This is a genomic window from Streptomyces sp. NPDC044719 (assembly GCF_056433405.1).
In genome coordinates this window covers 181,307-207,193 of the sequence record NZ_JBWKHE010000001.1, presented here as the reverse complement: position 1 = coordinate 207,193, position 25,887 = coordinate 181,307, and the positions used below count along the sequence as shown (strand labels likewise).

Here is a 25,887-nt window from a genome sequence, read left to right as displayed (position 1 = left end):
CCAAGGGGGCGAATCCGGCCGTGGAACGTGGGCGGCCGTGGTGGCGGATCTCCCCACGGGCCCGCCGAAACCACAGCTCAACCGTCGAACCGGTCACATTCCCGGTGGCGCAACACTCCCGCAACACTACTTTTCCTATCGGATAGGTATGGTCCGAGCCATGCCCATCGACCGCAGCCGAGACCACGCCGGACAGGGAGCCGCGACCACCGTCGCCGCCCACCGGGCGCGGCGACGGCTGCGCGCCGACCGGGCCAGGCAACTGGCGGACCTGCTCCGCCAGCAGACGCTCACCGGTGCTTTCCCCGACGGCACTCTCCCCCACGAGTCGACCCTCGCCGCCGACTACGGCGCCGGCCGCAACATGGTCCGCGAGGCGCTCGACCTGCTGCGGGCCGAGGGCCTCGTGGAACGCCGGCCCGGCGTCGGCACCGTGGTCGTGGCACACAAGTACCCCCACGGTCTCGACCGCCTGATGGGCCTCGCGGAAACCCTCCGCGAACACGGCCGGGTCACCAACGAGGTCCGCACCATGGGTCCCGCCCCGGCACCGGCGCCGGTCGCCGAGCGCCTCCACCTCGCGCCCGGCACCGACGTCCTCTACATCGAACGCCTGCGCCGTCTCAACGGCCTCCCCCTGTCCCTCGACCTCACCTACATCCCGCTCGACATCGGCACCGAACTGCTCGGCGCCGACCTGGAGAACACCGACGTCTTCCGCCTCCTGGAGGCCGTCACCGGCCAGCCCCTCGGCCACGCCGAGATCACCCTGGAAGCGGTCAGCGCGGACACCCACTCGGCCGCCGTGCTCGAGGCCCCGCGCGGCGCCGCCGTCCTCATGCTGGAACGCCTCACCCACCTCGCGGACGGCCGCCCGGTCGACCTGGAGTTCATCCGCTTCCGCGGCGACCGCATCACCATGAGCGGCCTGCTGCACCGGTCCTAGCCACCACCCCGCTCGCGCAGATCCCTGGAGACAGCCATGCCCTTGGCGCCCCAGCGGGCCGACGTGCCCGTGACCATCGACGAGTCGAAGTGCATCGACGGCTGCACGCTCTGCGTGGACATGTGCCCGCTGGACTCCCTCGCCATCGACGAGAGCAACGGCAAGGCGTACATGCATGTCGACGAGTGCTGGTACTGCGGCCCGTGCGCGGCCCGATGCCCCACCGGAGCCGTCACGGTCAACATGCCCTATCTGCTCCGGTGAGAGGCCCGAACCGTCATGTCCCGAACCGTCATGTCCCGAACCATCACGCCCCGAACCACACGGAAACGCACAGCGGTGGCGGTGTCGGCCGTCGTCCTCCTGCTCCCGCTCAGCGCCTGCGGCGGTGACGCCGAGGCCGGCAGCGGCTCCACGGTCACCGTCACCGTCGGCTACCAGTCCAGGACCATCAACACCGTCACGGCGGGCACCCTGCTCCGCTCCCTCGGCTACTTCGAGAAGCAGCTCAACGCCCGCCACGACGGCATCAAGTACAAGGTGGACTGGCAGGACTACGCCACCGGCGCCCCCATCACCGCCCAGATGACCGCCGGGAAGATCGACATCGGCTCGATGGGCGACTTCCCGCTGCTCATCAACGCGGCCCGCGGCAAGCAGCTGAACAGCCCCACCCGCCTGGTCTCGGTCACCGGCTACAACCTCCGCGGCGGCCTCAACACCATCGTCACCGCGCCCGGTTCCAAGCTCGCCTCCCTGAAGGATCTGAAGGGCAAGAAGGTCTCCACGAGCGTCGGCTCGGCCGCCGACGGCACCCTCGTACGGGCCCTGCAGCGCGCCGGAGTCGATCCGAACAGCGACATCGAGAAACTCAACCAGCAGCCTTCCGTCGGCGCCTCCGCCCTCACGGCGGGCAGCGCGGACGCGCTGTCCCAGTTCGTCGCCTGGCCGGGTCTGCTCGCCTACCAGGGCAAGGCGAAGGCCCTGTACGACGGGGCGCGGCTGAATCTGCCCACCTTCCACGGCGTCACCGCCCGCGAGGACTTCGCCAAGGAGCGGCCCGCCGTGCTGGACGCGTTCCTGAAGGCGCAGGCGCAGGCGACGGACTATCTGAACGACCACCCGGTGGACGCCGCCGAGAAGGTCGCGAAGGCGACCGGCCTGCCCGCCGAGGTCGTCTACCTCTACAACGGCACTCACGGCATCGCCACCTTCGACCCGGCGATCAAGCCCCAGCTGGTCTCCGCCCTGAAGCAGGACGTCTCGATCCTGAAGTCGGCCAAGCTCACCGGCGACGTGGACGTCGACTCCTTCGTCGACGACCAGTACGTGAAGAAGGCCCTCGGCCCGGCGGCGTACGCCGAACATCTCGCCACGAAGCCCGCGCCGGCCGCGAGCGAGGCCTGGCCCAAGGGCGCCTCGAAGACCGTCACCTTCACCTCCCCCTCCCAGCTGCTGACATACGTGGCCGGGCACCGCGACGGCGTCCGCGCCTCCTACGTCCCGGACACCACCACCGGCACCCTGTGGTTCGCCGACAAGGCCGTGTGGGTGGCCGACGGCTCCAAGCTGCTGCCCTTCGTCGCGCCCGAGACCGCGCAGGCGTATATCGCCGGGCACGGCGGGGCGCGGGTCGTCTCCTACGCCGACGCTCTGGAGCAGGCGTCGTGACGCGTTATGTGCTCCGCGTGGCCTCCCTGGCCGTCGCCCTCGGCCTGTGGCAGACGCTGACCAGCCTGAAGGTCGATCTGTGGCTGCGCTTCTCGCAGTTCCCGACGGTCACCGACGTGGCCCGGGCCTTCGCCGCCCGGCTGTCCGGTCCTGACTACTGGACGGACCTGACCGACAGCCTCACCCGGATCCTGACCGGCTTTCTGCTGGCCGCCGTCCTGGGTGTCGCCACGGGCGTGCTCGTGGCGCGCTCGCGGCTCGCCGAGGACCTGCTCGGCCCGGTGCTGGAGGTGATCCGCCCGATCCCGGCCATCGCGCTCGTGCCCGTGGCGATCCTGCTCTTCCCCTCCAACGAGCAGGGCATCGTCTTCATCACCTGCACCGCCGCCTTCTTCCCGGTCCTGGTCTCCACCCGGCACGCGGTGCGCGCCCTGACCCCCATGTGGGAGGAGGCGGTGCGCACCATGGGCGGCGGCCGGTGGCGGATCCTCGGCTCCGTCGTCCTGCCGGGCGCGCTGCCCGGCGTGTTCGGCGGCCTGTCCGTCGGCATCGGCGTGTCCTGGATCTGCGTGATCTCCGCCGAGATGATCTCCGGGCAGTACGGGGTGGGCTACCGCACCTGGCAGGACTACACCGTCGTCGACTACCCGGGCGTGTTCGTCGGCATGGTCACCATCGGTGTGCTCGGCTGGCTCACCTCCACCGCCGTGGAACTGCTGGGCCGCCGCCTCACCCGCTGGCTGCCCCGCACCGCCTACGTCCCCGGCGCCCGGCCGCCCCGGCCCGCCCGGCCCGTGAAGCGCGCGCCGGCGGCCCCCGCCGCCGCATCCGGCGGCCCCGTGTCCGGGAGCCCCGTGTCCGGGAGCCCCGTGTCCGGGGGCCCCGCATCCGGGGGCCCCGCATCCGAGGAGGCACGCGATGAGCACCTCGTCTGAGACCGTCGGCACCTCGCCCGAGACCGGCGTGAGCGCCTCGAAGGAGACCGCCTCAGGCGCCTCGTCCGAGGCGAGCCCGCCGGTGCGCGGCACGCGGCTCACCCTGACCGGCGCCTGCCTCGGCCGCCCCGGCGCACCCGCCCTGGACGACGTCGACCTGGACATCGCCCCCGGTGAGATCCTCACCGTCGTCGGCCCGTCCGGCTGCGGCAAGTCGACCCTGCTGCGCACCCTGGCCGGCCTGCTGTCGCCGCTCTCCGGGGAGATCACCCAGGACGGGCATCCGCTGACCGGCCCCGGGGCCGATCGCGCCCTGGTCTTCCAGGAGGACGCACTGCTCCCGTGGCGCACCCTGCGTGCCAATGTCGAACTGCCCCTCGCCATCAGCGGCGTGCCCCGAGCCGAGCGCCGGGAACAGGCCCAGGCCTGGCTGGAGCGGGTCGGACTCGGCAGTCGGGCACGGCAGTTGCCGCACCGGGTCTCCGGCGGGCAGCGCCAGCGCGTCCAGCTGGCCCGCGCCCTGGCCGCACGCCCGCGCGCCGTGCTGATGGACGAGCCGTTCGGCGCGCTCGACGCCCAGACCCGGGCTGGCATGCAGGACCTGCTGGTGGAGGTGCTGCACGGCACGGGCGCGACAGTCGTCTTCGTCACCCACGACGTGGACGAGGCCCTCTTCCTCGGCGACCGTGTGGCCCTGCTCGGCGCGGGCGGCCTCGCCGCCGTACGGGACGTGCCCCGCCCGCGTGACCGGGACGCGCACGACGACCCGGCGCGCGTGGCCCTGCGGCGCGACGTCCTCACCTCGCTCGGTACGTGAAAGGCACCCCGGTGACCACCTCCGTGAACCCCCCTGCGGACACCTCCCTGGCTGTCCCGTCCCTCGCCGACGCCGAGGAACTGGCCTGCGACGTCCTCGTCATCGGCGGCGGCACCGCCGGCACCATGGCCGCACTGACCGCCGCCGAGCACGGCGCGAACGTGCTGCTGCTGGAGAAGGCCCACGTCCGCCACTCCGGCGCGCTCGCCATGGGCATGGACGGCGTCAACAACGCGGTCATCCCGGGCCGCGCCGAACCCGACGACTACGTCGCCGAGATCACCCGCGCCAACGACGGCATCGTCGACCAGTCCACCGTCCGCCAGACCGCCACCCGCGGCTTCGGCATGGTGCAGCGGCTGGAGTCGTACGGCGTGAAGTTCGAGAAGGACGAGCACGGCGACTACGCGGTCCGCCAGGTCCACCGCTCCGGCTCCTACGTGCTGCCGATGCCGGAGGGCAAGGACGTCAAGAAGGTCCTGTACCGGCAGCTGCGGCGGCGCGAGATGCGGGAGAGGATCCGCATCGAGAACCGGGTGATGCCGGTGCGCGTCCTCACGGCCGGGGGGCGGGCCGTCGGAGCGGCGGGCTTCAACACCCGCACCGGGCAGTTCGTCCAGGTCCGCGCGGGTGCGGTGATCCTCGCGACCGGCGCCTGCGGCCGCCTCGGCCTGCCCGCCTCCGGCTACCTGTACGGCACCTACGAGAACCCCACCAACGCGGGCGACGGCTACGCCATGGCCTACCACGCGGGCGCCGAGCTCACCGGTATCGAGTGCTTCCAGATCAACCCGCTGATCAAGGACTACAACGGCCCGGCCTGCGCCTACGTCGCCAACCCCTTCGGCGGTTACCAGGTCAACCGGCACGGCGAGCGCTTCGTCGACTCCGACTACTGGTCGGGCCAGATGATGGCCGAGTTCGCAGCGGAGGTCGCGTCCGACCGGGGCCCGGTCTACCTGAAGCTGAGCCACCTCCCCGAGGAGTCGGTCTCGGCCCTGGAGACGATCCTCCACTCCACCGAACGCCCGACCCGGGGCACCTTCCACTCCGGCCGCGGCCACGACTACCGCACCCACGACATCGAGATGCACATCTCCGAGATCGGCCTGTGCGGCGGCCACTCCGCCTCCGGCGTAAGGGTGGACGACCACGCCCGCACGACCGTGCCCCGGCTGTACGCGGCCGGCGACCTGGCCTGCGTCCCGCACAACTACATGATCGGCGCGTTCGTCTACGGCGACCTCGCGGGTGCGGACGCCTCCCAGTACCAGGCCTACGCGGGCGAGTTGCCGGCGCAGCAGCTCCGGGAGGCGCACGAGCTGATCTACCGCCCGCTGCGCAACCCCGACGGCCCGCCGCAGCCCCAGGTCGAGTACAAGCTGCGCCGCTTCGTGAACGACTACGTGGCCCCGCCGAAGTCCGGCGCCCGGCTGTCGCTGGCCCTGGAGGCGTTCGAGCGGATGCACGCCGACATCGCCGAGATGGGCGCCCACACCGCGCACGAACTGATGCGCTGCGCGGAGGTCACCTTCATCCGCGACTGCGCGGAGATGGCCGCCCGGTCCTCCCTGGCCCGCACGGAGTCCCGCTGGGGCCTCTACCACGACCGTCTCGACCACCCCCGGCGCGACGACGCGTCCTGGTTCCACCACCTCGATCTGCACAAGTCCCCCTCTGGTGCGATGGAGTTCACGGCCCGACCCGTGGCTCCCTATCTCGTTCCGGTCGACGGCTTCACCCCCGTCGGCGGCCCGTCCCGGCTGATCGGCGAGGTCCACGCCGAGGACGTGGCGATGGCGGGGCCGCGGGATGTGGCTCCGGTGGCGGCCCAGGTGGGGGCGGCCGGGGCTGGGCAGTCGCGGCCGACCGCGCCGTCCTCGTCCTCCGCTCCCGCCCCCGAGCAGTCCTCCGCCCGCCTCCTCGAACTCGTCGCCCTGGCCGATGAGGAGCCCGAACTCGACGCCCTTCAGCCGTACCTGACCGACCCCGCGCCCGCCGTCCGGCGCGAGGCGGTCGCCGTGCTCACCGAGACGCTGCCGCCAGGCACCGGCCGCGCCCTCGCCTCCGCCCTGCGCGACACCGCCGCCGAGGTACGGGCCGCCGCTGCCGCCTCACTGCGGGAGCTCGTCGAGACGCTCCCGCCCGAGCCCGACCTGCGCGACGGCCTCGCCGCCGCCCTGGCCGAGCCCGACCCAGTGGTACGCGCCGCCGCGCTGGACGTCCTGCGTGCCCTGCGCCTCGGAGACGCCGTCCTGTTCGCGGACGCCCTGGCCGACGCCGACATCGCCGTCCGGATCGAGGCCGTACGCGCCCTGGTGTCGGTCGACGCCGCCGGGGAACTGGCCCGCGCGGCGGTCGCCGACCCGTCCCGGGAGGTCCGGGTGGCGATCGCCAAGGGGCTGGCCACGGTCGGTGCCGAGCGACTGTCCGGTGGTCTTCCGGCCGGCTCCGATTCCGCCTCCGGCTCGATCGAAGCGGCCCTCACCGGCCTCCTCGACGACCCCGACGCCCTGGTGCGGGCGGCGGCCTACGGAGCACTGGGCACCACCGGCTGCCCGGCGAGCCTCACCGCGCGTGCCGTGGCCGCCCTGTCCGAGTCGGCCTGGCAGGTACGGGCCGGAGCCGCCACGGCCCTGTCCGTCGCCCACCCGGAGGTGGCGGTCCCCGCCCTGGCCAAGGCCCTCGCGGACGCCAACGCCGATGTCCGCAAGGCCGCCGTCCTGGCACTGACCCGGCACCGCAACGCCGAGGAGGCCCGCGCGGCCCTGGCCACGGCGACGGCTGACTCCGACGCGGATGTCAGGGCGTACGCGGCACGGGCGCTGTGACCGCCGTCGGCTGACACGCAGCCCTGACGACGCCCCACGGAAGCTCTGCGGATGCCAGGCGAGGGCCCTGCCCCTGCCGGAGCCCGGCCCTATATCCAGTCGGGCTCCGGCTCCTCAGCCATCTCCGGCCAGTCGTCTGGGACGCCCGGCTCCTGGCCGGGGGCGGGGGCGTGCCCCGGAGCCTGGCCGGACGCCACAGCCGGAGCCGGAGCCGAGCCAGGCGGTCCGCCCAGCGAGGTGAGGACCTCGAGCACGCCCTCCCCGTACGTCGCGAGCTTCTTCTCGCCCACTCCGCCGATTCCACCGAGCTCGGCCACCGACGCCGGCCACACCGTGGCGATCTCCCGCAGCGTGGCGTCGTGGAAGATGACGTAGGCCGGTACGCCCTGCTCGCGTGCCTGCTCGGCCCGCCAGGCGCGCAGTGCCTCGAAGGCCGGCATCAGTTCCCCGGGCAGCTCGGCGGCAGCCGCCCTGCCCTTGCGCTCGCCTCGCCCGGAGCCCGAGGACGAGGACCCCGACCGGGAGGCCACCGGCTTCTTCGGCTCCTTGCGCAGCGGCACCTCCTGCTCCCGCCGCAGCACCGTCCCGCTGCCCTCGGTCAGCACCAGCGTGCCGTACTCGCCCTCCACGGCGAGCAGTCCCTGGGCCAGCAGCTGCCGGATGACGCCCCGCCATTCGGCCTCGGTCAGCTCCTCGCCGATGCCGAACACCGACAGCTGGTCGTGGTCGAACTGGATCACCTTGCCGGTCCGCTTCCCCAGCAGGATGTCGACGATCTGCACCGCGCCGAACTTCTGGCCGCGCTCGCGCTGCAGCCGCACCACCGTCGACAGCACCTTCTGCGCCGCGACGGTGCCGTCCCAGGTCTCCGGCGGGGTGAGGCAGGTGTCGCAGTTGCCGCAGCCGGCCGGGTCCGGTTCCTGGCCGAAGTAGGCGAGGAGCTGGCCCCGGCGGCACTGGACGGTTTCGCACAGCGCCAGCATCGAGTCCAGGTGGGACTGGGCCCGCCGCCGGAAGGCCTCGTCGCCTTCGCCGGACTGGATCAGTTTGCGCTGCTGTATGACGTCGTTCAGCCCGTAGGCCATCCAGGCCGTCGACGGCAGCCCGTCACGGCCGGCCCGGCCCGTCTCCTGGTAATAGCCCTCGACCGACTTGGGCAGGTCGAGGTGGGCGACGAAGCGGACATCCGGCTTGTCGATGCCCATACCGAAGGCGATGGTCGCCACCACGACCAGGCCGTCCTCCCGCAGGAAGCGGGACTGGTGGGCCGCGCGCGTGCCCGCGTCCAGGCCCGCGTGGTACGGCACCGCCTCGACGCCGTTGCGGCTCAGGAACTCGGCGGTCTTCTCCACGGAGTTGCGCGAGAGGCAGTAGACGATGCCCGCGTCGCCCGCGTGCTCCTCGCGCAGGAAGCTCAGCAGCTGCTTCTTCGGGTCCGCCTTCGGCACGACCCGGTACTGGATGTTGGGCCGGTCGAAGCTCGCCACGAAGTGCCGGGCCGCCGGCATGTTCAGCCGCTCGGTGATCTCCTGGTGCGTGGCACGCGTGGCCGTCGCGGTGAGCGCGATCCGCGGCACGTCCGGCCAGCGCTCGCCGAGCAGCGACAGCGTCAGGTAGTCGGGCCGGAAGTCGTGGCCCCACTGGGAGACGCAGTGCGCCTCGTCGATCGCGAAGAGGGAGATCTTGCCGCGAGAGAGCAGGTCGAGGGAGCTGTCCAGCCGAAGCCGCTCGGGGGCCAGATACAGCAGGTCAAGCTCGCCGGCGAGAAACTCGGCCTCCACCAGCCGCCGCTCGTCGAAGTCCTGCGTGGAGTTCATGAACCCGGCCCGCACGCCGAGCGCCCGCAGCGCGTCGACCTGGTCCTGCATCAGGGCGATGAGGGGGGAGACGACGACACCCGTGCCCGGCCTGACCAGGGCCGGGACCTGGTAGCACAGGGACTTGCCGGCGCCGGTGGGCATGAGCACGACGGAGTCACCGCCCGCGATCACGTGCTCGATGACCGCTTCCTGCTCGCCACGGAAGGCCTCGTACCCGAAGACCCGGTGCAGCGTGGCCAGCGCCTCGCTCTGCGTCACTGCCATCTCGGCGATACCGCCTGTCCCACCCATCGTCGTGCCCCCCGTACGTCGTCCCTCGACCACTGCGTCCACGATAGGGGTCAGCACCGACAAGGCCGGAGTTATCCACAGGTCACCCCCGCCCGTCTCCGTCAAGGACACGATCGTCGTTCACACGTTCGCGGGAGACCCGCCCGTTTCCGGCGGATAGTCTGAATGCACCGGCGAGACTCCGTCCCATGGGAGCACTGATGAGCGTCGCACCGAAGGCGTCCACGCCCAGCTGGCCGACCCCGCCGGAAGGCGGCTGGACCGCCGACGACCTGGACCGCCTCCCGAATCTGCCTCCGCACACGGAACTGATCGACGGGAGCCTCGTCTTCGTGAGTCCGCAGACGCTTTTCCACTCACGCGCTGTGAGCTACTTCGAATGGCAGCTCCAGTCCCTGGCCCCCTCGGAATTCGAGGTCATTCGCGAGTTCACCATCGACATCGACCGCCAGAACCGGCCCGAACCGGATGTGATCGTGGTGCGCGAGGACGTGGTGGAGGACCCCGAGCAGACCCGGTATCCGGCGGAATCCGTCCTTCTTGCCATCGAGGTCGTCTCGCCGGACTCCGTCTCCCGTGACCGCGAGACCAAGCCGCTGAAGTACGCCCGGGCCGGCATCCCCCACTACTGGCGTGTGGAGAACGAAAAGGGCCTCGCCGCCGTGCACGCCTTCGAGCTGGAGCCCACCACCGGCGCGTACACCAGCATCGGCATCTTCCGTGAGCGGATGAAGGTGAGTGCCCCGTTCCCCGTGGATCTGGATCTCACCGACATCAAGGCACGCCGCAAGGGCGGCGAATAACCACCGGGCACCGAAAGCGGCGGCCCGGCATCCCGAGAGGGGCGCCGGGCCGCCGCCCGCCTGCAAGCGTCTGGTCAGCGCACGAACACTCCCGCCTGACCGGCCAGATCCAGGAAGTACTGCGGCGCCACACCGAGCACCAGCGTGACCGCCACGCCCAGACCGATCGCCGTCATGGTCAGCGGCGACGGCACGGCCACCGTCGGGCCCTCCGGCCGCGGCTCGCTGAAGAACATCAGCACGATGACGCGGATGTAGAAGAACGCCGCGATCGCCGACGAGATCACACCGACCACGACCAGCGGGGCCGCCCCGCCCTCCGCCGCCGCCTTGAACACGGCGAACTTCCCGGCGAAGCCGGAGGTCAGAGGGATGCCCGCGAAGGCCAGCAGGAACACCGCGAACACGGCCGCCACCAGCGGGGACCTGCGTCCGAGCCCGGCCCACTTGGACAGGTGTGTCGCCTCGCCGCCCGCGTCCCTCACGAGCGTGACCACCGCGAAGGCGCCGATCGTCACGAACGAGTACGCCGCGAGATAGAACAGCACCGACGAGACACCGTCCGGCGTGGTCGCGATGACACCCGCGAGGATGAACCCGGCGTGCGCGATCGACGAGTACGCCAGCAGCCGCTTGATGTCGGTCTGCGTGATCGCGACGATCGCACCGCCCAGCATCGTGATGATCGCCACCGCCCACATCACCGGACGCCAGTCCCAGCGCAGGCCGGGCAGGACGACGTACAGCACGCGCAGCAGCGCGCCGAACGCCGCCACCTTCGTCGCCGCCGCCATGAAGCCGGTCACCGGCGTCGGCGCACCCTGGTACACGTCCGGCGTCCACATGTGGAACGGCACCGCGCCCACCTTGAACAGCAGGCCCATCACCAGCAGCGCGGCGCCGATCAGCAGCAGCGCGTCGTTGCCCATGGTGCCGGCGAGCGCCGGGTTGACGTCCTGCACCGTGCCGTCGACGACCTGGGCGATCGTCGCGTACGACATCGAGCCCGCGTAGCCGTACAGCATCGCGATGCCGAACAGCGTGAACGCGGAGGCGAAGGCGCCGAGGAGGAAGTACTTGACCGCCGCCTCCTGCGACATCATCCGCTTGCGGCGGGCCAGCGCGCACAGCAGGTACAGCGGGAGGGAGAAGACCTCCAGCGCCACGAACAGCGTCAGCAGGTCGTTGGCCGCCGGGAAGATCAGCATGCCGGCGACGGCGAACAGCAGCAGCGGGAACACCTCGGTGGTGGTGAACCCGGCCTTGACCGCGGCCTTCTCGCTCTCGCTGCCCGGCACGGACGCGGCCTGCGCGGCGAAGGAGTCGACGCGGTTGCCGTGCGCCTCCGGGTCGAGCCGCCGCTCGGCGAAGGTGAACAGACCGACCAGGGCCGCCAGCAGGATCGTGCCCTGCAGGAAGAGGGCCGGTCCGTCGACGGCGATGGCGCCCATCGCCGCGATGCGCGCCTTGGTCGTGCCGTACCCGTCGGCCGCGAGCGCCACGACCGCCGCGAAGGCGGCCGCGATCGCGACGACGGACACGAACATCTGGACGTAGTAACGGGACTTGCGCGGTACGAACGCCTCGACCAGGATCCCGACGATCGCCGCACCGACGATGATCAGGGTGGGAGCGAGCTGCCCGTACTCGATCTTCGGCGCGTCGATCTTCGTGATCGGTTCGGCCGCCGTTGTCCACAGGCTGTGGACGGCTGTTGCGCTCACTTGGCCGCCTCCACCTCGGGCTTGGGGTCCTTCTGCTGTACGTCGGACATGGTCTGTTTGACCGCCGGATCGATGATCTGGGTGACGGGCTTCGGATAGACGCCCAGGAAGATCAGCAGGACGACCAGCGGGGCGACGACCACGAGTTCACGCACCCTGAGATCCGGCATCTTCGCGAGCTCGGGTTTCACCGGGCCCGTCATCGTCCGCTGGTAGAGGACGAGGGTGTAGAGCGCGGCCAGGACGATGCCGAAGGTGGCGATGATGCCGACCACCGGATACCGCGTGAACGTGCCGACCAGGACCAGGAACTCGCTGACGAACGGTGCGAGGCCCGGCAGCGACAGGGTCGCGAGGCCGCCGATCAGGAACGTGCCGGCGAGCACCGGAGCGACCTTCTGCACTCCGCCGTAGTCGGCGATGAGCCGCGAGCCCCGCCGGGAGATCAGGAAGCCCGCCACCAGCATCAGCGCGGCGGTCGAGATGCCGTGGTTGACCATGTAGAGCGTCGCCCCGGACTGGCCCTGGCTGGTCATCGCGAAGATGCCCATGATGATGAAGCCGAAGTGGGAGATCGACGCGTACGCCACCAGCCGCTTGATGTCGCGCTGGCCGACCGCGAGCAGCGCCCCGTAGATGATGCTGATCAGGGCGAGGACGAGGATCGCGGGCGTCGCCCACTTGCTCGCCTCCGGGAAGAGCTGGAGGCAGAAGCGGAGCATCGCGAAGGTGCCGACCTTGTCGACGACGGCCGTGATGAGCACGGCGACCGGGGCGGTGGACTCCTGCATCGCGTTGGGCAGCCAGGTGTGCAGCGGCCACAGTGGCGCCTTCACCGCGAAGGCGAAGAAGAAGCCCAGGAACAGCCACCGTTCGGTGTTGGTCGCCATGTCGAGCGAACCGTTGGCCCGGGCCTCGGCGATCTCCGTGAGCGAGAAGTTCCCGGCGACCACGTACAGGCCGATCACCGCGGCCAGCATGATCAGGCCGCCGACCAGGTTGTAGAGGAGGAACTTCACCGCCGCGTACGAGCGTTGCGTCGCCGCCGCCTTCTCGCCGTGCTCGTGGGCACGGTCCCCGAAGCCGCCGATGAGGAAGTACATCGGGATGAGCATGGCTTCGAAGAAGATGTAGAAGAGGAAGACGTCGGTGGCCTCGAAGGAGATGATCACCATCGCCTCGACGGCCAGGATCAGGGCGAAGAAGCCCTGCGTCGGCCGCCAGCGGGTGCTGCCGGTCTCCAGCGGGTCGGCGTCGTGCCAGCCCGCGAGGACGATGAACGGGATCAGCAGTGCCGTGAGCGCGATCAGCGCCACCGCGATGCCGTCCACGCCCAGTTCGTAGCGGACGCCGAAGTCCGCGATCCAGGCGTGGGACTCGGTGAGCTGGTAGCGGTCGCCGTCCGGGTCGAAGCGCACCAGGACGACGATCGCCAGGACGAGCGTGGCAAGCGAGAAGAGCAGCGCCAGCCATTTGGCGACGGTGCGCTGCGCGGCCGGTACGGCGGCCGTGGCGATCGCCCCGACGGCCGGGAGCGCCGCTGTCGCTGTCAGCAGAGGAAAGGACATCGGTATCAGACCGCCCTCATCAGCAGGGTCACGGCGACCAGGACCGCCGCACCGCCGAACATCGAGACCGCGTAGGAGCGGGCGAAGCCGTTCTGCAGCTTGCGCATCCGCCCGGAGAGGCCGCCGACCGAGGCCGCCGTGCCGTTGACGACGCCGTCGACCAGGGTGTGGTCGAGGTAGACCAGAGACCGCGTGAGGTGTTCGCCGCCGCGGACCAGGACGACGTGGTTGAAGTCGTCCTGGAGCAGGTCGCGCCGGGCGGCCCGGGTGAGCAGCGATCCGCGCGGGGCGACGGCCGGGACCGGGCGCCGTCCGTACTGCGTCCAGGCGAGGGCGACGCCGATGACCATGCAGGTGACGGTCGCGCCGGTGACCGCGCCCGCGCTGATCGGCGAGTCGCCGTGGCTGTGCCCGGTGATGGGCTCCAGCCAGTGCACGAACCGGTCGCCGATGCTGAAGAACGCACCACCGAACACCGACCCGACGGCCAGCACGATCATCGGGATCGTCATGACCTTCGGCGACTCGTGCGGGTGCGGCGGGGTGTACTCGCCGCGTGTCTCGGCGGCGGGCTCCGCGCTCGGCTCCACCGGCGACGGCGTCGGGGCGTTGCGCCAGCGCTCCTCGCCGAAGAACGTCATCAGCATCACGCGCGTCATGTAGAACGCCGTGATGGCCGCGCCCAGCAGGGCCACGCCGCCGAGGATCCAGCCCTCGGTGCCGCCCTTGGCGAACGCCGACTCGATGATCATGTCCTTGGAGAAGAAGCCGGACAGACCCGGGAAGCCGATGATGGCCAGGTAGCCGAGGCCGAAGGTGATGAAGGTGATCGGCATGTACTTGCGCAGTCCGCCGTAGCGGCGCATGTCGACCTCGTCGTTCATGCCGTGCATGACCGAACCGGCGCCGAGGAACAGCCCCGCCTTGAAGAAGCCGTGCGTCACCAGGTGCATGATCGCGAAGACGTAGCCGATGGGGCCGAGCCCCGCGGCGAGCACCATGTAGCCGATCTGCGACATGGTCGAGCCGGCCAGTGCCTTCTTGATGTCGTCCTTCGCGCAACCGACGATCGCACCGAAGAGGAGCGTGACCGCACCGACGACGGTGACGACCAGCTGCGCGTCCGGGGCGCCGTTGAAGACGGCCGCGGAGCGGACGATCAGGTACACGCCCGCCGTCACCATCGTCGCGGCGTGGATGAGGGCCGAGACCGGGGTCGGGCCCTCCATCGCGTCCCCGAGCCAGGACTGCAGCGGCACCTGGGCGGACTTGCCGCAGGCGGCGAGCAGCAGCATCAGGGCGATGGCGGTCAGCTTGTCCTCACCGGCGGCACCGGCGAGCCCGGCCTCCTCATGGCTGCCGAGCACCGGCCCGAAGGCGAAGGTGCCGAACCACAGGAACATCAGCATGATCGCGATGGACAGGCCCATGTCGCCGACGCGGTTGACCAGGAAGGCCTTCTTCGCCGCCGTGGCGGCGCTGGGCTTGTGCTGCCAGAAGCCGATCAGCAGGTAGGAGGCGAGACCGACGCCCTCCCAGCCGACGTACAGCAGCAGGTAGTTGTCGGCGAGGACGAGCAGCAGCATCGCCGCGAGGAACAGGTTCAGGTAGCCGAAGAAGCGGCGGCGCCGCTCGTCGTGCTCCATGTACCCGACGGAGTAGAGGTGGATCAGCGAGCCGACGCCCGAGATCAGCAGGACGAACGTCATCGACAGCTGGTCGAGCTGGAAGGCGACGTCCGCCTGGAAGCCCTCGACCGGGATCCAGCTGAACAGGTGCTGGTTCATCTCCCGGTGGTCGGCGCCCTTGCCCAGCATGTCCGTGAACAGGACCATGCCGAGCACGAAGGAGGAGGCGGCCAGGGCCGTGCCGATCCAGTGGCCGACGGCGTCCAGCCGGCGTCCGCCGCACAGCAGGACCACCGCTCCGAGCAGGGGCGCCGCCACCAGCAGCGCAATCAGGTTCTCCACGATTCTTCCGACCCCTTACAGCTTCATCAGGCTGGCGTCGTCGACCGAGGCCGAGTGACGGGCACGGAACAGGGACACGATGATCGCGAGCCCGACCACGACCTCGGCGGCGGCGACGACCATCGTGAAGAAGGCGATGATCTGGCCGTCGAGGTTGCCGTGCATCCGGGAGAAGGCGACGAACGCGAGGTTGCAGGCGTTGAGCATGAGCTCGATGCACATGAACACGACGATCGCGTTGCGCCTGATCAGCACGCCGGTGGCGCCGATCGTGAACAACAGGGCCGCGAGATAGAGGTAGTTGACGGGGTTCACTTCGACGCCTCCTCGGACCGCTTGAACTTCGCCGGCCCGACCGCCTTGCGCTCCAGACGATCCTCGGCCCGCTGCTCCAGGGCCTTGAGGTCGTTGAGCGCCTGCTGCGACACATCGCGGATCTGGCCGCGCTCACGGAGCGTCTTGCTGACGGTGAGCTCGGAGGGCGTGCCGTCGGGCAGCAGACCCGCGATGTCGACCGCGTTGTGCCGGGCGTAGACACCGGGTGCCGGCAGCGGCGGCAGCTGCGTGCCCTTGCGGACGCGCTCCTCGGCGAGTTCGCGCTGCGTCTTGGCACGCTCGGTGCGCTCGCGGTGGGTGAGCACCATGGCGCCGACGGCGGCCGTGATGAGCAGGGCGCCGGTGATCTCGAACGCGAAGACGTACTTGGTGAAGATGAGGGCGGCGATGCCCTCCACGTTGCCCCCGGCGTTCGCCTGGCCGATGCCGTTGAACTCCGTGAGGGAGGCGTTGCCGATGCCGCCGATCAGCAGGACGCCGAAGCCGAGACCGCACAGCAGGGCCAGCCAGCGCTGGCCCTTGATGGTCTCCTTCAGGGAGTCCGCCGCGGTCACGCCGACGAGCATCACCACGAACAGGAACAGCATCATGATCGCGCCGGTGTAGACGACGATCTGTACGACGCCCAGGAAGTAGGCGCCGTTGGCGAGGTAGAACACCGCCAGGATGATCATGGTGCCGGCGAGGCAGAGGGCGCTGTGCACGGCCCTCTTCATGAGGATGGTGCACAGGGCGCCGATCACCGCGATCGTGCCGAGGATCCAGAACTGGACGGCCTCTCCGGTGGAGGTGGAGTAGGCGGCGAGCTGGGCGGTCATCGGCCGATCACCTTCTCCGACGCCGGCTCGGTCCCGCCGAAGGTGGAGTCGGACTCCTGCACCACCTCACCCTTGGAGTGGGCGACCTGCTGCTCGGTGCCGGGCGCGGCCTCGGTCACCAGGCCCCGGTAGTAGTCCTGTTCGTCCGTCCCCGGGTAGATGGCGTGGGGCGAGTCGACCATGCCGTCCTCTAGACCGGCGAGCAGCTGCTCCTTGGTGTAGATGAGGTTGGCCCGGCTGGAGTCGGCCAGCTCGAACTCGTTCGTCATCGTGAGCGCGCGCGTGGGGCACGCTTCGATGCACAGGCCGCACAGGATGCAGCGGGCGTAGTTGATCTGGTAGACGCGGCCGTACCGCTCGCCCGGCGAGTAGCGCTCCTCGTCGGTGTTGTCGGCGCCCTCCACATAGATGGCGTCGGCGGGGCAGGCCCACGCGCACAGTTCACAGCCGACGCATTTCTCCAGGCCGTCCGGATGGCGGTTGAGCTGGTGCCGTCCGTGGAAGCGCGGAGCCGTGGTCTTCTGCTGCTCCGGGTACTGCTCGGTCAGCCGCTTCTTGAACATGGCCTTGAAGGTCACGCCGAAGCCGGCCACGGGGTTCTGGAAACCGGGCTTGGTGTCCTTGGGTTCCGCAGCCTTCGAACGCTCGAGTTCCTCAGCCATCGGACGCCTCCTTTCCATCCGTAGATCCGCCCAGAGATTCGTCACTCTGAGTATCGGGCCCACCACTGACAATCAGCTCCCGCTCACGGCGCGAGCGCCGCCTGGGAGCCGGCGGAAGCTCCTGCCCGGGCAGCGGCGGCACGGGGAATCCGCCCGCCATCGGGTCGAAGGCGGCCGGGGTCTCGACCGGCCGCTCGGCCTGCTTGGACTTCTCGCGGAACATGTCGACGACGAAGGAGAGCAGCAGCAGGGCCAGTACGCCGCCGCCGACGTAGAGCACGATGTCGGCGAAGTCGTAGTTCTCGTTCCGCAGGGCCCGCACGGTGGCGACGAGCATCAGCCACACCAGTGAGACCGGGATGAGGACCTTCCAGCCGAGCTTCATCAGCTGGTCGTAGCGGACGCGCGGGAGCGTGCCGCGGATCCAGATGAACATGAACAGCAGCAGCTGGACCTTGACGGTGAACCAGAGCATCGGCCACCAGCCGTGGTTCGCACCCTCCCAGAATGTGCTGATCGGCCACGGGGCCCGCCAGCCGCCGAGGAACAGCGTGGTGGCGACGGCCGAGACGGTCACCATGTTGACGTACTCGGCGAGCATGAACATCGCGAACTTGATCGACGAGTACTCGGTGTTGAAGCCGCCGACCAGGTCGCCCTCGGACTCCGGCATGTCGAAGGGGGCGCGGTTGGTCTCGCCGACCATCGTGACGATGTAGAGGATGAAGGAGAGCGGCAGCAGCAGGATGTACCAGCGGTCGGCCTGCTGCTCGACGATCGTCGACGTCGACATCGACCCCGAGTAGAGGAACACGGAGGCGAAGGCGGCGCCCATCGCGATCTCGTAGGAGATCATCTGCGCGCAGGAGCGCAAGCCCCCCAGCAGCGGGTAGGTCGAGCCGGAGCTCCAGCCCGCGAGGACGATGCCGTAGATGCCGACCGAGGCGACCGCGAGGATGTAGAGCATCGCGATCGGCAGGTCGGTGAGTTGCATCGTGGTGCGCTGGCCGAAGATCGAGATCTCGTTGCCGGCCGGGCCGAAGGGGATCACCGCGATCGCCATGAAGGCCGGGATGGCCGCGATGATCGGCGCGAGGACGTAGACCGCCTTGTCCGCGCGCTTGACGACGACGTCCTCCTTGAGCATCAGCTTGATGCCGTCGGCGAGCGACTGGAGCATGCCCCAGGGGCCGTGCCGGTTGGGGCCGATGCGCAGCTGCATCCAGGCGACGACCTTGCGCTCCATGACGATGGAGATCAGCACGGTCACCATCAGGAAGGCGAAGCAGAACACCGCCTTGATGACGACCAGCCACCACGGGTCCTGGCCGAACATCGAGAGGTCTTCAGCGGCGAGGTACGGGCTCATGCCTCCACCTCCTTGGGGGCCTCGCCGGCGAGCGTCGCCGGGCCGATGCGGACGAGGGAGCCGGGCCGCGCCCCGGTGTCGGAGGCGACGCCGCCGCCGGTGGAGTTCAGCGGCAGCCACACCACCCGGTCGGGCATCTCACTGATCTGGAGCGGGAGTTCCACGACGCCCAGGGGGCCGGTCACGGCGAGGAGGTCGCCGTCCTTGACGCCCGCCTCGGCCGCTGTCGCGGCCGACACGCGCGCGTGTGCGGCGTGCCGGGTTCCGGCGAGCGCCTCGTCGCCCTGCTGGAGGACGCCCTGGTCGAGCAGCAGCCGGTGCCCGGCGAGGACGGCCTCGCCGACGGCCGGGCGGGGCAGCGCCGCCGCGGTCTCCAGGGGTTCGCCGGCCCGCGGGCCGTCCCAGACGCCGAGCCGGTCGATCTCCGCGCGCACGGTGCGCAGATCCGGCAGTCCGAGGTGGACGTCCATGGCGTCGGCGAGCATCTGCAGCACGCGCGCGTCGCTCGGCGCGAGGCGGCGGGTCATCTGGTCGGGCTTGAGCGCGGCCTCGAAGAAGCGGACCCGGCCTTCCCAGTTGAGGAAGGTGCCGGCCTTCTCGGCGACCGCGCCGACGGGCAGGACGACATCGGCCTCGCGGCTGATCTCGCTGGGCCGCAGTTCGAGGGAGACCAGGAAGCCGACCTCGTCGAGCGCCTCACGCGCGCGTGCCGGGTCGGGCAGGTCGGCGATCTCGACGCCCGCCACCAGCAGGGCCTGCAGCTCGCCGGTCGCGGCGGCCTCGACGATCTGGCCGGTGTCACGGCCGTAGCGGTGCGGGAGGCCGGCCACGCCCCAGACGTCGGCGACCTCGTCACGCGCGCGTGGGTCGGTGGCCGGGCGGCCGCCCGGCAGCAGCGACGGCAGCGCGCCCGCCTCGATCGCGCCGCGTTCCCCGGCCCGGCGCGGGATCCACACCAGCCGGGCCCCGGTGGCCGTCGCGGTGCGCATGGCGGCGGTGAGTCCGCCGGCCACCGCGGCCAGCCGCTCGCCGACGACGATCACAGCGCCCTCGGCGCGCAGCGCCTCGGCTGCCGTCGCGCCGTCGTCCTCCAGGCCGACACCGCTGCCGAGCGCGTCCAGCCACTCGGTCTCGGTGCCGGGAGCCGCGGGCAGCAGGGTGCCACCGGCCTTCTCCAGACCGCGTGTGGCGTGCGTGGCCAGCGAGAAGACCCGCTGCCCGTGCCCCCGCCAGGCCTTGCGCAGCCGCAGGAAGACGCCGGGCGCCTCCTCCTCCGCCTCGAACCCGACCAGCAGGACGGCGGGGGCCTTCTCCAGCGCGGTGTACGTGACGCCCGTGCCGTCGAGGTCCCGGCCGCGGCCTGCGACCTGGGCGGCGAGGAAGTCGGCCTCCTCACTGCTGTGCACCCGCGCGCGGAAGTCGATGTCGTTGGTGTCGAGCGCCACGCGCGCGAACTTGCTGTACGCGTAGGCGTCCTCGATGGTGAGCCGGCCGCCGGTCAGGACACCGGTGCGGCCCCGGGAGGCCAGCAGCCCCTGAGCGGCGATCTGCAGCGCCTCGGGCCAGGAGGCCGGTTCCAGCTCGCCCTCGGCGTTGCGCACCAGCGGCGTCTCGAGCCGGTCCCGCTGCTGGGCGTACCGGAACCCGAACCGCCCCTTGTCGCAGATCCACTCCTCGTTGACCTCGGGGTCGTTGGCGGCGAGCCGCCGCATGACCTTGCCGCGCCGGTGGTCGGTGCGCGTGGCGCAACCGCCGGAGCAGTGCTCGCAGACCGACGGGGAGGAGACCAGGTCGAAGGGGCGGGAGCGGAATCGGTACGCCGCCGAGGTCAGCGCGCCGACCGGGCAGATCTGGATGGTGTTGCCGGAGAAGTACGACTCGAACGGGTCGCCCTCGCCGGTGCCGACCTGCTGGAGCGCTCCCCGCTCGACCAGCTCGATCATCGGGTCGCCCGCGATCTGGTTGGAGAACCGGGTGCAGCGGGCGCACAGCACGCAGCGCTCACGGTCGAGCAGCACCTGCGTGGAGATCGGCACGGGCTTCTCGTACGTGCGCTTGCGGCCCTCGAAGCGGGAGTCGGCGTCACCGTGCGACATGGCCTGGTTCTGCAGCGGGCACTCGCCGCCCTTGTCGCAGACCGGGCAGTCCAGCGGGTGGTTGATGAGCAGGAGCTCCATCACACCCTTCTGGGCCTTCTCCGCCACCGGCGAGGTGAGGTGGGTCTTCACCACCATCCCGTCGGTGCAGGTGATGGTGCAGGACGCCATGGGCTTGCGCTGGCCCTCGACCTCGACGATGCACTGGCGGCAGGCGCCGGCCGGATCGAGGAGCGGGTGGTCGCAGAACCGGGGGATCTCGATGCCGAGCTGTTCGGCGGCCCGGATGACCAGGGTGCCCTTGGGCACGCTGATCTCGGCGCCGTCGATCGTCAGCGACACGAGGTCCTCCGGCGGGACCGCCGCCTCTCCCCCGCCGGAGGGAGAGCTGGTGGTCACGGTCATGCGTTCACCTCCGTGCGGTCGGCCCAGGCCGTCGACTTGGCCGGGTCGAAGGGACAGCCCCGGCCCGTGATGTGCTGCTCGTACTCCTCGCGGAAGTACTTGAGCGAGGAGAAGATCGGCGAGGCGGCGCCGTCGCCGAGGGCGCAGAAGGACTTGCCGTTGATGTTGTCGGCGATGTCGTTCAGCTTGTCGAGGTCGGACATCCGTCCCTTGCCGGCCTCGATGTCGCGCAGCAGCTGCACGAGCCAGTAGGTGCCTTCGCGGCAGGGTGTGCACTTGCCGCAGGACTCGTGGGCGTAGAACTCCGTCCAGCGCGTGACGGCACGGACCACGCAGGTCGTCTCGTCGAAGCACTGGAGAGCTTTGGTGCCGAGCATGGAACCCGCGGCGCCCACTCCTTCGTAATCAAGAGGGACGTCGAGATGCTCGTCGGTGAACATCGGGGTCGAGGAGCCCCCCGGCGTCCAGAACTTGAGGCGGTGCCCGGGGCGCATGCCGCCGCTCATGTCGAGGAGCTGGCGGAGCGTGATCCCGAGCGGCGCCTCGTACTGGCCGGGGCCCGCGACATGGCCGGACAGGGAGTAGAGCGTGAAGCCTGGCGACTTCTCACTCCCCATCGACCGGAACCAGTCCTTGCCCCGGGTCATGATCGCGGGAACCGACGCGATCGACTCGACGTTGTTCACCACAGTCGGGCACGCGTAGAGGCCCGCGACAGCTGGGAAGGGGGGACGAAGCCGCGGTTGGCCCCGGCGGCCTTCGAGCGAGTCGAGCAGTGCGGTCTCCTCACCGCAGATGTACGCGCCCGCGCCCGCGTGCACGGTGATGTCGAGGTCGAGTCCGCTGCCCAGGATGTTCTCGCCCAGGAAGCCCGCCTCGTACGCCTCGCGCACGGCCGAGTGCAACCGCCGCAGCACTGGGACGACTTCACCACGCAGATAGATGAAGGCATGCGAAGACCTGATGGCGTAACACGCGATGATCATGCCCTCGATGAGGCTGTGCGGGTTCGCGAAGAGGAGCGGGATGTCCTTGCACGTCCCCGGCTCCGACTCGTCGGCGTTGACAACTAGATAGTGCGGCTTTCCATCCCCCTGGGGAATGAACTGCCACTTCATCCCCGTCGGGAATCCCGCGCCGCCCCGCCCGCGCAGACCGGACTCCTTGACGTACGCGATCACGTCGTCCGGCGACATGGCGAGCGCCTTGCGCAGGCCCTCGTAGCCGTCGTGCCTTCGGTACACGTCCAGCGTCCAGGACTTGTCCTCGTCCCAGAAGGCCGACAGCACCGGTGCGAGCAGCTTCTCGGGGCTCATGTCTTTCAGCTCGGGTGCCAAGGTCATCACTCCCCCTCCTCGGCGGCGGGCCCGGCCGGGTGGGACGGGTCGGAGGCCGACGTGTCCTGCGGCGCGTCGTGCGAGCTCAAGTGCTCCGTCGGTGACGGGTCGTGGGGTGCCTCGGTCCGGGCCGCCTCACCGCGCGGATGCACCACGCGCGCGGGGGCGCTCTCGCCCTTGGCGAGCTTCAGGCCGATCAGGGAGGCGGGGCCCGCGCTCCCGCCGGACTCCACGGCTCCGTCCCGCTCGTCGGGGAAGCCCGCCAGGACCCGGGCGGTCTCCTTGAAGGTGCACAGCGGCGCCCCGCGCGTGGGCGTGACCGGCCGTCCCGCACGCAGGTCGTCGACGAGGCGCTTGGCGCTGCCGGGGGTCTGGTTGTCGAAGAACTCCCAGTTGACCATCACGACCGGAGCGAAGTCGCAGGCCGCGTTGCACTCGATGTGCTCCAGGGTGACCTTGCCGTCGTCGGTGGTCTCGCCGTTGCCGACGCCGAGGTGCTCCTGGAGCTCCTCGAAGATCGCGTCCCCGCCCATCACGGCACACAGGGTGTTGGTGCACACCCCGACCTGGTAGTCACCGCTCGGCCGGCGCCGGTACATGGAGTAGAAGGTGGCGACCGCGGTGACCTCGGCCGTGGTCAGGCCGAGGATGTCCGCGCAGAACCGCATTCCCGTGCGCGTGACGTGTCCCTCCTCCGACTGCACGAGGTGCAGCAGCGGCAGGAGGGCGGACCGGGAGTCCGGGTAGCGGGCGATGACCTCGCGCGCGTCCGTCTCCAGACGGGCTCGGACGTCGTCCGGGTAGGCGGGCGCGGGCAGTTCGGGCATGCCCAGGCTGACGCCCCGCTCGGAAGATGAGGTGGTCACCGGTCGACGCCTCCCATCACGGGGTCGATGGACGCGACGGCGACGATGACGTCGGCGACCTGGCCGCCCTCGCACATCGCCGCCATGGCCTGCAGGTTGGTGAAGGACGGGTCGCGGAAGTGGACCCGGTAGGGGCGGGTGCCGCCGTCGGACACGACGTGCACCCCGAGTTCGCCCTTGGGCGACTCGACCGCCGCGTACGCCTGTCCCGGCGGGACGCGGAAACCCTCGGTGACCAGCTTGAAGTGATGGATCAGGGCCTCCATGGAGGTGCCCATGATCTTCTTGATGTGGTCGAGGGAGTTGCCGAGACCGTCGGGCCCGAGGGCCAGCTGGGCGGGCCAGGCGATCTTCTTGTCGGCGACCATGACCGGGCCGGGCTGGAGCCGGTCCAGGCACTGCTCGACGATCCTGAGCGACTGGCGCATCTCCTCGAGCCGGATGAGGAAGCGGCCGTAGGAGTCGCAGGTGTCGGCGGTCGGGACGTCGAAGTCGTACGTCTCGTAGCCGCAGTACGGCTGCGTCTTGCGCAGGTCGTGCGGCAGGCCGGTGGAGCGCAGGATCGGGCCCGTCGCGCCGAGGGCCATGCAGCCGGCCAGGTCCAGATAGCCGACGTCCTGCATGCGGGCCTTGAAGATGGGGTTCCCGGTGGCGAGCTTGTCGTACTCCGGGAGGTTCTTCTTCATCTTCTTCACGAACTCGCGGATGTGGTCCACCGCGCCGGGCGGCAGGTCCTGGGCGAGTCCTCCGGGGCGGATGTACGCGTGGTTCATCCGCAGGCCGGTGATCAGCTCGTAGATATCGAGAATGAGTTCACGATCACGGAATCCGTAGATCATGACCGTGGTGGCGCCCAGCTCCATGCCGCCGGTGGCGATGCACACCAGGTGCGAGGAGAGCCGGTTCAGCTCCATCAGGAGCACCCGGATGATCGAGGCGCGGTCCGGGATCTGGTCCTCGATGCCGAGGAGCTTCTCGACTCCGAGGCAGTACGCCGTCTCGTTGAAGAACGGCGTCAGGTAGTCCATGCGCGTCACGAACGTCGTGCCCTGCGTCCACGTCCGGTACTCGAGGTTCTTCTCGATGCCGGTGTGCAGGTAGCCGATGCCGCAGCGGGCCTCGGTGACGGTCTCGCCCTCGATCTCCAGGATCAGGCGGAGCACTCCGTGGGTGGACGGGTGCTGCGGGCCCATGTTGACGACGATGCGCTCGTCGTCGGCACGGGCCGCCGACTCGACGACCTCGTCCCAGTCGCCGCCGGTGACGGTGTAGACGGTGCCCTCGGTGGTCTCGCGAGGGGAGGCGTGCGAAGTGCTCATGAGTACGACCTCCGCTGGTCCGGAGCCGGGATCTGGGCGCCCTTGTACTCGACGGGGATGCCGCCGAGGGGGTAGTCCTTGCGCTGCGGGAAGCCCTGCCAGTCGTCCGGCATCATGATCCGCGTCAGGGCCGGGTGACCGTCGAAGACGATGCCGAAGAAGTCGTACGTCTCGCGCTCGTGCCAGTCGTTCGTCGGATAGACCTCGAACAGCGACGGGATGTGCGGGTCGCTGTCCGGGGCGCTGACCTCCAGGCGGATCAGCCTGTTGTGGGTGATCGAGCGCAGGTGGTAGACGGCGTGCAGCTCGCGGCCCTTGTCGCTCGGGTAGTGGACGCCGCTGACGCCGGTGCACAGCTCGAAGCGCAGGGCCGGGTCGTCGCGCAGGGTGCGGGCGACGCGGACCAGGTGCTCGCGCTCGATGTGGAAGGTCAGCTCGTCGCGGTCGACGACCGTCTTCTCGATGGCGTTCTCCGGGAGCAGCCCCTGTTCCTCCAGGGCCCCCTCCAGCTCGTCGGCGACCTCGTCGAACCAGCCGCCGTAGGGGCGGTTCGCCGGTCCCGGGAGCCGGACCGAGCGGACCAGGCCGCCGTAGCCGGAGGTGTCGCCGCCGTTGTTGGCGCCGAACATGCCGCGCTGGACGCGGATCTCCTCGCCGCCCTGGCCGCGCTGGCCCGGGAGGTTGGAGGCCGACAGGTCCTTCTCGGGGTTGGCGCCGCCGGTGCCGTTCACGTCGCTCATCGCAGCAGCCCCTTCATCTCGATCGTGGGCAGGGCCTTGAGCGCCGCCTCCTCCGCCTCGCGGGCCGCCTCCTCGGCGTTCACGCCGAGCTTGGAGGTCTGGATCTTCTGGTGGAGCTTGAGGATGGCGTCCATCAGCATCTCCGGCCGTGGCGGGCAGCCGGGGAGATAGATGTCGACCGGCACGATGTGGTCGACGCCCTGGACGATGGCGTAGTTGTTGAACATGCCGCCCGAGGAGGCGCAGACCCCCATGGAGATCACCCACTTGGGGTTCGGCATCTGGTCGTAGACCTGCCTGAGCACCGGCGCCATCTTCTGGCTGACCCGGCCGGCGACGATCATCAGGTCCGCCTGCCGGGGCGAGCCCCGGAAGACCTCCATGCCGAAGCGCGCCAGGTCGTAGCGGCCAGCGCCGGTGGTCATCATCTCGATGGCACAGCAGGCGAGGCCGAACGTGGCGGGGAAGACCGATGCCTTGCGCACCCAGCCCGCGGCCTGCTCGACGGTGGTCAGCAGGAATCCGCTCGGCAGCTTTTCTTCGAGTCCCATGACTAAATGCCC

21 protein-coding genes are annotated in these 25,887 nt (G+C 70.3%); 7 read left to right on the top strand and 14 right to left on the bottom strand.

Features of this window, described 5'->3' with window-relative positions; genetic code table 11:
* The first annotated feature begins 148 nt into the window (after nt 1–148).
* From AC07DF_RS00980 to AC07DF_RS00955, 6 genes are read left to right on the top strand one after another with little or no spacing between them, the layout of a single operon-like run.
* Nucleotides 149–946 carry a GntR family transcriptional regulator gene (locus AC07DF_RS00980; RefSeq protein WP_478965749.1) on the top strand — a complete coding sequence of 266 codons (798 nt, stop codon included), beginning with the start codon at nt 149–151 and terminating at the stop codon, nt 944–946.
* Between the two features lie 36 nt (nt 947–982).
* Nucleotides 983–1,210 carry a 4Fe-4S dicluster domain-containing protein gene (locus AC07DF_RS00975; protein ID WP_010986276.1) on the top strand — a complete coding sequence of 76 codons (228 nt, stop codon included), beginning with the start codon at nt 983–985 and terminating at the stop codon, nt 1,208–1,210.
* 30 nt (nt 1,211–1,240) lie between these two features.
* Nucleotides 1,241–2,617, top strand: a complete 1,377-nt coding sequence (locus AC07DF_RS00970; protein WP_478965746.1) for an ABC transporter substrate-binding protein — start codon at nt 1,241–1,243, stop codon at nt 2,615–2,617.
* On the top strand, nt 2,614–3,552 hold the full coding sequence (locus AC07DF_RS00965; protein WP_478965744.1) for an ABC transporter permease: 939 nt from the start codon (nt 2,614–2,616) through the stop codon (nt 3,550–3,552). Before AC07DF_RS00970 ends, AC07DF_RS00965 begins: the two co-directional genes overlap by 4 nt.
* Nucleotides 3,536–4,369, top strand: a complete 834-nt coding sequence (locus AC07DF_RS00960) for an ABC transporter ATP-binding protein (protein WP_478965743.1) — start codon at nt 3,536–3,538, stop codon at nt 4,367–4,369. Before AC07DF_RS00965 ends, AC07DF_RS00960 begins: the two co-directional genes overlap by 17 nt.
* An 11-nt stretch (nt 4,370–4,380) precedes the next feature.
* A complete protein-coding gene (locus AC07DF_RS00955) occupies nt 4,381–7,200 on the top strand; it encodes a fumarate reductase/succinate dehydrogenase flavoprotein subunit (RefSeq protein ID WP_478965741.1) in 2,820 nt (939 codons plus the stop codon).
* Nucleotides 7,201–7,289: 89 nt separating this feature from the next.
* Here the strand turns inward: AC07DF_RS00955 and recQ are convergent, their stop codons facing one another.
* Nucleotides 7,290–9,311 (bottom strand): DNA helicase RecQ, encoded by a 2,022-nt coding sequence (recQ, locus tag AC07DF_RS00950; RefSeq protein WP_478965740.1) that lies wholly within the window; start codon nt 9,309–9,311, stop codon nt 7,290–7,292.
* Between the two features lie 200 nt (nt 9,312–9,511).
* Here recQ and AC07DF_RS00945 point away from each other — a divergent pair, with 200 nt between their 5' ends.
* Complete coding sequence (locus AC07DF_RS00945) at nt 9,512–10,114, top strand: Uma2 family endonuclease (RefSeq protein ID WP_478965738.1); 603 nt, start codon at nt 9,512–9,514, stop codon at nt 10,112–10,114.
* A gap of 74 nt (nt 10,115–10,188) precedes the next feature.
* Here AC07DF_RS00945 and nuoN read toward each other — a convergent pair whose 3' ends face one another.
* The 13 genes from nuoN to AC07DF_RS00880 are packed head-to-tail and all read right to left on the bottom strand — an operon-like array spanning nt 10,189 to nt 25,875.
* Nucleotides 10,189–11,838 (bottom strand): NADH-quinone oxidoreductase subunit NuoN, encoded by a 1,650-nt coding sequence (gene nuoN, locus AC07DF_RS00940; protein WP_478965736.1) that lies wholly within the window; start codon nt 11,836–11,838, stop codon nt 10,189–10,191.
* Nucleotides 11,835–13,406 (bottom strand): NADH-quinone oxidoreductase subunit M, encoded by a 1,572-nt coding sequence (locus tag AC07DF_RS00935; RefSeq protein ID WP_478965735.1) that lies wholly within the window; start codon nt 13,404–13,406, stop codon nt 11,835–11,837. The genes nuoN and AC07DF_RS00935 overlap by 4 nt, the downstream gene beginning before the upstream one ends.
* A gap of 5 nt (nt 13,407–13,411) precedes the next feature.
* Nucleotides 13,412–15,376 carry an NADH-quinone oxidoreductase subunit L gene (gene nuoL / locus AC07DF_RS00930; protein ID WP_478965734.1) on the bottom strand — a complete coding sequence of 655 codons (1,965 nt, stop codon included), beginning with the start codon at nt 15,374–15,376 and terminating at the stop codon, nt 13,412–13,414.
* Nucleotides 15,377–15,391: 15 nt separating this feature from the next.
* On the bottom strand, nt 15,392–15,691 hold the full coding sequence (gene nuoK / locus AC07DF_RS00925; protein WP_003992252.1) for an NADH-quinone oxidoreductase subunit NuoK: 300 nt from the start codon (nt 15,689–15,691) through the stop codon (nt 15,392–15,394).
* A complete protein-coding gene (locus AC07DF_RS00920; protein ID WP_478965732.1) occupies nt 15,688–16,530 on the bottom strand; it encodes an NADH-quinone oxidoreductase subunit J in 843 nt (280 codons plus the stop codon). Before AC07DF_RS00920 ends, nuoK begins: the two co-directional genes overlap by 4 nt.
* A complete protein-coding gene (nuoI, locus tag AC07DF_RS00915; protein WP_478965730.1) occupies nt 16,527–17,192 on the bottom strand; it encodes an NADH-quinone oxidoreductase subunit NuoI in 666 nt (221 codons plus the stop codon). Before nuoI ends, AC07DF_RS00920 begins: the two co-directional genes overlap by 4 nt.
* The gene (gene nuoH, locus AC07DF_RS00910; protein WP_478965729.1) at nt 17,185–18,561 is read right to left on the bottom strand and encodes an NADH-quinone oxidoreductase subunit NuoH; all 1,377 of its coding nucleotides are present in this window, start codon (nt 18,559–18,561) and stop codon (nt 17,185–17,187) included. Before nuoH ends, nuoI begins: the two co-directional genes overlap by 8 nt.
* A complete protein-coding gene (locus tag AC07DF_RS00905; protein ID WP_478965726.1) occupies nt 18,558–21,062 on the bottom strand; it encodes an NADH-quinone oxidoreductase subunit G in 2,505 nt (834 codons plus the stop codon). Before AC07DF_RS00905 ends, nuoH begins: the two co-directional genes overlap by 4 nt.
* A complete protein-coding gene (gene nuoF / locus AC07DF_RS00900) occupies nt 21,059–22,405 on the bottom strand; it encodes an NADH-quinone oxidoreductase subunit NuoF (RefSeq protein WP_478965724.1) in 1,347 nt (448 codons plus the stop codon). Before nuoF ends, AC07DF_RS00905 begins: the two co-directional genes overlap by 4 nt.
* Nucleotides 22,405–23,265, bottom strand: a complete 861-nt coding sequence (nuoE, locus tag AC07DF_RS00895; RefSeq protein ID WP_478965722.1) for an NADH-quinone oxidoreductase subunit NuoE — start codon at nt 23,263–23,265, stop codon at nt 22,405–22,407. The genes nuoF and nuoE overlap by 1 nt, the downstream gene beginning before the upstream one ends.
* The gene (locus AC07DF_RS00890) at nt 23,262–24,584 is read right to left on the bottom strand and encodes an NADH-quinone oxidoreductase subunit D (RefSeq protein WP_391103352.1); all 1,323 of its coding nucleotides are present in this window, start codon (nt 24,582–24,584) and stop codon (nt 23,262–23,264) included. Before AC07DF_RS00890 ends, nuoE begins: the two co-directional genes overlap by 4 nt.
* Nucleotides 24,581–25,324: an NADH-quinone oxidoreductase subunit C gene (locus AC07DF_RS00885; protein WP_478965720.1), complete on the bottom strand. Its 744-nt coding sequence runs from the start codon at nt 25,322–25,324 to the stop codon at nt 24,581–24,583. The genes AC07DF_RS00890 and AC07DF_RS00885 overlap by 4 nt, the downstream gene beginning before the upstream one ends.
* Nucleotides 25,321–25,875: a NuoB/complex I 20 kDa subunit family protein gene (locus AC07DF_RS00880; protein WP_003998928.1), complete on the bottom strand. Its 555-nt coding sequence runs from the start codon at nt 25,873–25,875 to the stop codon at nt 25,321–25,323. The genes AC07DF_RS00885 and AC07DF_RS00880 overlap by 4 nt, the downstream gene beginning before the upstream one ends.
* Between the last annotated feature and the right edge of the window lie 12 nt (nt 25,876–25,887).